Raw genomic sequence first — 9,069 nt, 5'->3', positions numbered from 1 at the left:
CTCCTATGAATCACGCAAACTCTCTCTTGGGAATTCCAAAAACTCGCCCGCCGCTAAAAACCTGCCAAAGTAGTGCTTATCTTCCGAATCAAAGGATGCGCTATGGGCCAAGTTCTGCATGGGAGCGCCACAACGACAGAGGCGGTCCGTCGAGCGATACAGCATAGTCAAGAGAGCCTGAGGCGGCTCGCCAAGCGCTACGGGATCAACCAGAAGACGGTCGCGAAGTGGAAGAGGCGAGCTTCGGTCGCCGATCTGCCGACTGGTCCGAGGGAACCGAGATCGACGGTGCTCTCGATTGAGGAGGAGGCGGTCATTGTCGCTTTCCGTCGCTACACGCTGCTGCCCCTCGACGACTGCCTCTATGCGCTTCAGGCAACCATCCCGCATCTGACGCGGTCTTCATTGCACCGCTGTCTGCAACGCCATGGCATTGGCCGTCTGGCGGATGTCGAGGGTGACAAGCCGGCGAAGAGGAAATTTAAGAGCTACCCGATCGGCTACTTCCACATCGACATTGCCGAGGTCCGAACCGAACAGGGCAAGCTGCACATGTTCGCCGCCATCGACCGCACCTCGAAGTTCGCTTTCGTCGAACTGCATGAGAAGGCTCCGACGGCCATTTCCAGAGGTCTTTTCACTTTCGAAAACGGCTTCGCAGGCGGCAAGGATGTGGCCGCAGGCGCGCTGCAGCTCTTCAATCGAGGCGGCGTAGGAGATGCGGACATAGGGCGAGGCCATGAAGCCGCTGCCGGGCACGACGGCGACGCCGAACAATATCAACCACAAAAATGAACCCGCTCGGCAGCTCCTGCCGTCGCCTAGGAGGACGTATCAAGTGTCGTGCCAACTCCGCTGGGAGGCCTGAGAAAAGTGTTCTCGATTTTATTATTTCAATGACTTGAATGATGGTGGGAGCTGGAGGCAAACCGGACAGCTCGTGTCGTTCACTCGACAAAGCCGACGGCAGCGTCGGATGACACGGCGCGGAATTCGGTTTTTCGCGTTCGAGCGTTTGCCAGTGGTCCCATCAGGCTTGCGCCCACGCCTTCTGCCGGCCTTGCAGTGTACTGCACGCTTATCGCGTGTAAGTGCACCACTTGTCAGAGATAGTTCACATCGAACCACACACTGCGCCGAGCCTGGACATTTTTAGTCATAACCTCAGCAAATGCTACACCAGCCGCGATTTTCCGATGCTTAGTTCTCCGGCTACTGGGGCGGCGCCCTGCCCCTTGCAAACCTCTGCTCTAAAGTGTTGCAAGAAGTTTCCATCTCGCATTCGTGGCTGACGGAGGAAGACCGGGTGTTCTGTCTCTCGCCAATGTCGAAGCGGTTGGTTGCAACCAATTCGCTACGAATTTGGTAGGCGCCGGTGCTGTGCCCGGGGATCGACACTTCGCTGGTCTTGAATACGCGACGCAGCAGTGCCAGCGTCGCTCCGCAAACAAGGACACCGATCTCGGTTGCCGTGTAACTTAGAGTGGTCGCCTGAGTGATGAGTGGGCCCGATATCTGAGCTACGCTGAGTGAACCCTCCTCCCCAGATCGAACCAAGGCCTCGCCACTGGCGACGCCGCAGCATATCCGCACCACTTGCCCGCTTGCGGCACGCAAATATTTGCCTCGAAGATCTATTGCGGCAAGGACCGCACGTTCGGCGTCCACTTCACTCGCAGCGGGGTAGCCGAACACGGCCAGGCACCGGTCTGCTACGCATCCGATTATCTGACCGCCGAATCTTGGAACCGTCTCACGGCAAAAGACCTCCATCGGCTGCACCAATTTGCTGATATCTTCAGCGTTGAGTTGTTGGCCGGCAGCAGTTCCGGCGGAAATGCCGAAAGCTGCAATAATGACTATGCGCCTTTCTGGTGTACCAAAGACGTTTGCGGCAACGCCGCCCGAATCACAGGAGACAGTGGGGCGATCATGCTGACGCAGGCGCCGGTAGACTTCGACTGTCTCCGCGCTGGGGCCAGCGTTCCGCTCTTGCCGAAGGGTGCTTTCCAAACGGTTAAATTGCATTAGAGCCTCAGCACTCCTCCCCAGAGAGTGCAGGCTCCGCATTGCGCCGCAGTGCGCTGCCTCATGCGCCGGATCCATGGTGATTATAGCCAGCGCCGTCTTTAGCACGATGTCCGGCTCACCATGCTCTTCATCGTGTGCCAGCACAGTTTCGAGCGCCGAGACCGCGAGATCGCAAAGTCGTTGTCTTTCAGCCTGCAACCAGGCTGCAAACGGTGCCGACCGGATGCTCAAGCCCGCAGCGAAGTCACCTCTGTATAATTGTGGAATGCTCCGGATACGTTCGGTGTCGCCAGAAAGAGCAATATCCTCCAACTTCCGACTGTCGACAGCAATGACTTCGTGCCGTAGCATCAAGGTCCCTTGACGGGCCTCAAACGGATCCGGACAACCGACTTCTTTCAGGAGTTTGCGTAAAGCAGCCAATTCCTGGCGCAAGCTCGCACGTGCTTGCTCTTCACCGCTCAGAGGCCACAGGCTGCCGGACACCTGTTCTCGCGTACAGCCACTTACTCCGCATTGCGCCAGCAATGCGAAAAGCGCCCAGGACTTCCGTGTGCTAAGGCGAAGCTGTGTTTGCTGTTTGCCGCTGAGCATGCACCGGCCGAGCAGTGTTAGTCGCAAATCCAAGCGTGCCTCCTGAAGCCGGGTGCATATAAGCCTCGTAGAAGACTGCAACATATACGAGTGTTGGGCCTCCTGTTCGCTTTTTACGCGCTTTTTACGCCTGTCGGCTGGAAGTACAGTTAATAATTATATAGCGACATATGAGTACATATAACTTTTCAAATAATACACACAAACATTAGAAGGAGCGACTATAATGGAAGAGCCAACGACAAAAATCTGAGATCTTTCTATGGCAGGCCAGCCGCTACTCAATGATGCCGAACCGTTCCATGACGCCGAAAAGTACGCAACGATCCCGACGATCTGAAGGACACACCAACATCAAAAGCTGCGTCTGTGGACGGATACGCCTGCTGGAAAACCTATAGGTCGGAAATCACAGATGCAATGAAGGCACCCTCAGCTGTCCACGGCTGTGCCTTGGTCCGAGACATCAAATCCCAGACCATCAACCCGGCCAAGTAAACCACGATGCGGCGCGCCCTCGCCGTCGCCATCGCACAAGACCGACCCACGACCGCCAATTTCTTCATTGAGGACAGTTCAGATACCGAAGCTACCGGTGAGGCATCGCTTGAAAATATTGACCGCAACAACGCGATTGAGCCTGCTCTGTGGCGCCGACCATGGCGTGGCCTATCAGCAGCTTTTCGTGGGGCATAAGGCTTTGAAAATCTCCAGCGGGACAATCGGCTGCTTGCTTGCGCCCCCTACATCACGTTGGGCGCAAAACGCGATATCCTCCAGATCCGCCCTGGGCCGCAATGGACCTTAATCCTGATGAATTGGAACAGGCCTTGAGGCCCGAACGCATGAGGCCCTATCCTGGCAGGCAGCGGAACGGACTTCCGGTCTCTACTCGCGTCACCTGAGCAAATCTTCGCCACCAGACCCAACCGAAGAACGGCCGCAGGCAATTCAGACCGCATCCATTGTCAAATGGCACGTGGGTACGGCCTGAACGAAGTTGCCATCTCATGAGCGGAGAACATAGCCCCCTGGGCGAAGGTCTAACGCCACACAGAGCCCTTGAACTGGCCTGTCGCGTCTTTTGGGGTTATGCCGGAAAGATCGCAATGGTTGGCGTCGCCCGAGATAGGTGCTTGGATTACACGAGCGCTCTTTACCGGCGCATCGATGACGCAATAGGCATCGAAGCGTGCGGGCAGACCTGGTATCGTGTTCGCAAGATTTCCGTCGGGGCGGCAGTTGACGCTAGCGCCGGTCAAGCGTCCGTCGGGTCCGACCTCTTCATTGCTGAAGTCGCATGTTCGGCCCGTCGGGGTTCCCGGCGCTCCGGGAGGGCCGCCTATCGTTACGCCACGAATGACCACGCCCGTAGTGACGGGCTTTGTCCCGGCTTTAGTACTGGAGTCCTCTGCATTCGTTGGCGGAACGGTGGCATAGGCTGCGGTGAGAGCCACCAACAAGCCGAAAGCTTTTGATTTCAAAGTCATCACTTCTCTCCTCTTATTGAAGTCAGTTCTACGTGGATCACAGCGGCTCCTGGAATGAGGACATGCCTGCACAGCCGCTAACGGAACCTGATGATGTAGTTGACAGCGATGTTCTTCGGGCGCGTTTCGTCGGCGATGCGTGCCGGTGCTATCGGCGAACTCGTTGCTTTGCTCGACAAGGATGTTCCGGCGGCATTGCCCTGCTGTGAAATTCCGGCCGGCTGAATCACGTCATAGGAGTGGGTGTGATCCTGCATGGCATCGCATTGTAGCGAGCCGACGGTATTTGCGACGTGGTTTCCGGTCGGATCGATCCGCTGGTCCGCATCTGGGTCCATCCCGGCACCCGCGTCGAGCCCGCGCAGGAACAGCCCGCGGTAGTCAGGAATTCGAAATTCCACTTCAGCGCCTGAAGACCTTTCGCCGTAGAGTGCACCCAAAACAGCGTAGAGCTCAGGGTAGGCAGTCAAGCTCAGATATCGTCCATCACAAAGCATCCAACCCTGGCTTTCGATATGACTAAGTGGGGCGTCAGCTTCTGTCCCTGGCTTCGATCCCGAGCTTGAGCACGCCGCGTTGGCCCAGATCGTGTTCCTGGAGCCGGTAACGGGATGGACCTGGCCGGCGAAAGGGCACACGGCACCGATAGGAATTCCCGCAAACATGATGGCATCCCTCCATTGCTGTTGGGTTTCTACTTTGAGAAATGCGATGGTTGGCACGTGGACTCGTGGTTCCTGTGAACCTCTCGAAAGCCACAATTAGCCCCGCTGGCTCCGCAACCTTGAGCGGAGCCAGCATTAGGATGCCCGGTCGACTAAGCCGCGGAAATATCCCAAGTATTGTCGCCCTGGAGCACGCAGTCGAGGTTGTAGACTGCGGACGGAAATTTCGCTTCGCCCGTCTGTGTGACCGTGTTGATGTTGAGCACCGTGCCGATCTTCAGGTTTGTTCCCGCAGCTACCCAATAGCTCGGCGTGGGGGTGAATGTGTGCTTCAGATTGGTTCCTGCCTGCACACAATAGGTTCCGGTTCCCGACATGCCGATGCCAACTGAAAATCTGTTGTTCGGTACGTCGGCGGCATCGTTGATAACCAGAGAACCACTGGGGGGCGCTTGGGCCGGATCGCTGAGACCAGGTCCGGGCGACAAGGAAAACTCGGTCGTATTCTTCGCGGCCGGGCTGCAATTCTTCGCCCCAGACGCCAGAAAATCGACGCCTGGGATCAACTGGCCCGTGTCGCTCCAAACAAAATTGTAGTCGATTTCCCAGGTGAACCTGATCTGGTCACCGACCCGAATTTGATACGGCGAGCAAAACCATGCCAGGGAGAAGACATCTGCCACCTGCTGCGGCATCTTTTGATAGACGTAAAAGGTCCAAGGTTGGGCCGAATCATTTTTAAGCAATAGCGAATATTGCGTGCCCTGAGCGAGTGCGGCCTTCGCCTGTTGAGATGCACGCAGATCATGTGACATCTCGTTTCGGGCATAACTGACGTGAATAGACATTGATATCCCTTTCCTGGAGCTTCATCGGATTGGCCGATGTTGGGGTCCGATTGCCATCAAAGGGTACTTAGAGGCCTCCACTTTCGAACAATCAAATATGCGTAAAAATTCGACTTCAGGCGTCAAATTTCAACTTTGGATCTTTTGCGCTTGACTAACGCGCTGGCGACATCAAATGTGTCACACATATGCGACCAGGCCGCAATCGGCCCTATGAACATGCCTTTCCATCCGCTAACGGATGAATGGACTTTCGTGATACTCGCATTTACTAACGCTTTGCGAGAAACATTTTCAAAGCAATGATTAACACGAAGGACTCCCGAGGATCGACTGTCACTTTCGCATGCCGGGGTTGTTCGATCCGCCTTCACTCAACTGGAGCGTCGTGCCGAGAGGCATGGCCGACCGCCGCTGTCGGCGTGACGCCGTTGGACCTCGGCTGGAAACCTTCGCTGCACGCCGAGCGCGCTTTTCACTCTGGTGTGGAGACATCTTTGGACGGCCTCGCCCCAACTGCGAACTCAAGCGCCGGAACGACATCCTTGACAAGCCACGAGCCAAGTTCATTGGCGTCGGGCCAATCCTCACGCCCGCCGAGCTTGTAGAGAACCATGGAAACCTTCCCCCATTGGCTTTCGCCCGGGAAGGTCGCGGGATGCACTCTCCAATCGGTGCCACTTTCGGGGTTCGGTTCGACGAAGACGGCCACGCTCTGTAGTTCAGTGCGCGCGCGGCGTGCTGGGTGCTCCAGTTTCGCGACCAGCGCTCCCTTGGCGACGTTTTTGCCCTCGAAATGTGGCTCGAGGGCCACCTGAATGTCGCCGACTCCCACGTTAAGCTTATGCGGCTTTTTCCATCTGTCGTCTGTGTGAATGCTTTTGTTCGTATTCCTCCGGACTACGCTGCGTGTTGTAAACGGCATCGATAAAAGCCCCGATGCGCCTGCGGGCATCGTCTGCATCCTTATAGGCGAGACCTTGCACCTCTTCCTGCTTCAGGGTTTTCAAGAAGCTCTCCGCCTGCGCGTTGTCGTAAGGATTGCCGACACGGCTCATGCTCGCCTGGATACCGTGCAGGTGCAGAAGTTCGGAGTAGGCCCCGCAGGCGTATTGGGCGGTCGGAATGGTGCACCAGGCTCCCGAATTCGGGGTGGCGAGTAGTGATGGCCATCTCGAGAGCCTCGATGGCAAGGCTAGCTCTGAGATGCGTATCCAACGCCCAGCCGACCACCTTGCGGCTAAACGCGTCGAGCACAACGGCAAGGAAAGCAAACTCCTCAGCCAGATGCAGGAACGTGATGTCGGCGACCCACAGCTGGTTGACCCCATTGAGGATCATTCCTCTGGCCAGGTTCGGCACGACGTGCCACCCATGCCTCGAGTTCGTCGTCAGAGGAACAAAGGGTCTTGCGCGCAGGCACAACAGATTGTCTTCACGCATGATCCGTAGAATGCATTTGTGATTGACTTGCCACCCCTCCCGCCGCAGCAGGGCTGCGATCCGGCGGTAGCCGTAGTGCGCGTTGCCGAGAGCCATCCTCTGAATGAGATCGCGCAAACCTGTCTCGGCCCGACGAGGGGTCGAATCCAGCCAGTGACGGTAATAACTCGCGCGGCTGACGCCAGCGAGCCAGCACATTCTGTCGATGTTGAATTCGCCTTGCGACAGGCCGGTCATCATCTTTTCGATGACTTGGAAGATCCCGTTTCGCCAGGAGCGCTGCTCCGACGATGATCTTCCTCGAAGTGCCGCAAGGCTCGCGAAAAAAATCGAGATCGAGCTGCTGTTGCCCGACTTTTTGCTCCAATTCCCTGATCCGGCGCCTGGCCTTGATCAGCGCCTTTTCCTGGGGCGCCGGCACGTCGACTGCGCTCTGCAACTGCGCGGCCCCGTCAACTCCTGCTGTCGATCTGGCCGGCCGGCCGCGCCGGCGTGACTTCAGATTACCATGGAGCCTGAGCTGATCACGCCACTCGTAAAGTCGTTGGCGACTGATGCCAACCTCATCTGCCAACTTGCTGACGGTTTCGCCCGCCTCCATGCGCTGGAGAAGCTCCAGCTTTTGTCCCTCATCAATAACTCTTTGCCTTCCGGCCATGCCCCAGTTTCGTCTCCTTGCAGGGAAACTGTCCGCGATTTTCTGTGTCTCAGTCCAGGGGTGCACTCCACCCTTTTCGGCTAAACCCCGGACATAACCAACCTGTTTGGGCCAGCCGCTTCAGGTCCTCCGGCACAGGTCCAGACACGAGCTGAAGCAGCCGCCGCCATGTGGGCAGTAGCGAAAATATTCACCATAAGCGGCCATCTTGATTGAAGGCCCCGCCGGCATAGCGGCCTCGCACCACCCGTGCCCCAATCACGGTGCGCCCCGCCTGGACTGGCAACCAACGGTTTTGTCACCCCCTAGGCTTAGGCTAGCCGGGCGCAGCACCAGATGACACGAACCTCTCCGAAATTCGGGCTATCATTGAAGGGCCGCGATCGTTTTCTACCCCAAGAAATGACTAATGCCCCGAAACCGGAGCTTGGAGCATTAGGTCGGCCTCATTCGGAGACCCCACGGGCTAGGCCCATGTCCTAGATGCCGCATCGCCGGGCCTACTTCAATAGCTGATCGCAACTCCAGCGTGAGGCTGCGGAAATCTGATCCAGCGAAAGGGTCGTTTGTTCAGTGCGGAGCTCCGCCGGCTAGGAGATATCGGTAGCCGCTCGTCGTCATCCATTGCGCACGGGCAAGGTGGGTCGACCAAGCTTTGAAGCCCGGTCCGGCTCTTTCTCCGGATCGATGTGCAGAACAATCTTGGCCACCTCTCGCCAGTCAGCGTTCTCGGCTGCTGCATCGAGAAGCCGAATATAGGTGAGTAGGCGCTCCTCGTCATAGCCGGTCAATATCGGCGAATCCGGTGCCTCGTCGGCGACATCGGGATCTAATAGAGGCTTGAGCATGCGCCATTCGTAGCAAACGCGGTAGGAATGGAAAAGCCCGCTTTTGCCAGCCTTGGCCAGCCAGGCGGCCCGGGATCACTAGGGTTGCCGCTCGGCTTCGGAACCTGCCTGTTCGCGCTGGCATCCCTTCTTCTTTTCCCATTCGGCGTAATGCCGTCGCCCGGTCCTTCCGGTTCCGCAAGCGGGGGCGGAGATCCTGCGCCTCGTCATCGATCATGCGCAGCGTTCCCTCCCCAGCGGGCTAGCCATCCCAAGTTCCTCGCAAGGGCGCGCGACCGCAACCGCGGGCTGACCTGCGCCCCGCAGGAGGTTACAGGTTTCATGGAGTCCTGCCAGTGATCGCCACGGACGATCCGATGTCCCCGAGAAGCCGAAAGCGGCAATTGAAACCAAGCATTTCAGATCAGGTCCGGTCGTGAGCGTCCGGCGAATGCATTTTTTGCGTCTACGAGGCGCGGTTTAGGACTTGCGGCTTAGCTCATCTGCCATGAC

7 protein-coding genes and 3 pseudogenes are annotated in these 9,069 nt (G+C 57.5%); 1 reads left to right on the top strand and 9 read right to left on the bottom strand.

The window, feature by feature from the left end:
• Positions 1–102: 102 nt before the first annotated feature.
• Positions 103–612 (top strand): annotated as a pseudogene (locus ACWGTI_RS31630) (IS481 family transposase); the annotation flags it as partial.
• A gap of 600 nt (positions 613–1,212) precedes the next feature.
• On the opposite strand, the gene ACWGTI_RS31625 reads toward ACWGTI_RS31630, so the two are convergent.
• The 9 genes and pseudogenes from ACWGTI_RS31625 to ACWGTI_RS31585 all read right to left on the bottom strand — a co-directional run bounded on the left by ACWGTI_RS31625 (position 1,213) and on the right by ACWGTI_RS31585 (position 8,577).
• The gene (locus tag ACWGTI_RS31625) at positions 1,213–2,658 is read right to left on the bottom strand and encodes a BTAD domain-containing putative transcriptional regulator (protein ID WP_454578739.1); all 1,446 of its coding nucleotides are present in this window, start codon (positions 2,656–2,658) and stop codon (positions 1,213–1,215) included.
• Between the two features lie 1,010 nt (positions 2,659–3,668).
• Positions 3,669–4,115: a protein rhiC gene (locus ACWGTI_RS31620; RefSeq protein ID WP_454578738.1), complete on the bottom strand. Its 447-nt coding sequence runs from the start codon at positions 4,113–4,115 to the stop codon at positions 3,669–3,671.
• 77 nt (positions 4,116–4,192) lie between these two features.
• Positions 4,193–4,837: a phage tail protein gene (locus ACWGTI_RS31615; RefSeq protein ID WP_454578737.1), complete on the bottom strand. Its 645-nt coding sequence runs from the start codon at positions 4,835–4,837 to the stop codon at positions 4,193–4,195.
• 95 nt (positions 4,838–4,932) lie between these two features.
• Positions 4,933–5,628: a protein rhiA gene (locus ACWGTI_RS31610; protein WP_454578736.1), complete on the bottom strand. Its 696-nt coding sequence runs from the start codon at positions 5,626–5,628 to the stop codon at positions 4,933–4,935.
• Positions 5,629–6,103: 475 nt separating this feature from the next.
• Positions 6,104–6,463, bottom strand: coding sequence for a hypothetical protein (locus ACWGTI_RS31605; protein ID WP_454578735.1), 360 nt, complete (start codon positions 6,461–6,463; stop codon positions 6,104–6,106).
• A gap of 7 nt (positions 6,464–6,470) precedes the next feature.
• Complete coding sequence (locus ACWGTI_RS31600; protein ID WP_454590571.1) at positions 6,471–6,698, bottom strand: integrase core domain-containing protein; 228 nt, start codon at positions 6,696–6,698, stop codon at positions 6,471–6,473.
• Entirely contained in the window at positions 6,595–7,269 is a 675-nt protein-coding gene (locus tag ACWGTI_RS31595; RefSeq protein WP_454590570.1) for an IS3 family transposase, read from the bottom strand. Before ACWGTI_RS31595 ends, ACWGTI_RS31600 begins: the two co-directional genes overlap by 104 nt.
• A gap of 313 nt (positions 7,270–7,582) precedes the next feature.
• Positions 7,583–7,672: pseudogene (locus ACWGTI_RS31590) on the bottom strand (transposase); the annotation flags it as partial.
• Positions 7,673–8,299: 627 nt separating this feature from the next.
• Positions 8,300–8,577 (bottom strand): annotated as a pseudogene (locus ACWGTI_RS31585) (DNA -binding domain-containing protein).
• Positions 8,578–9,069: the final 492 nt, after the last annotated feature.

Source organism: Mesorhizobium sp. ArgA1, from assembly GCF_053714375.1.
Note: the sequence above shows the minus strand (reverse complement) of the source record. Positions and strands in the feature narration are given on the sequence as shown.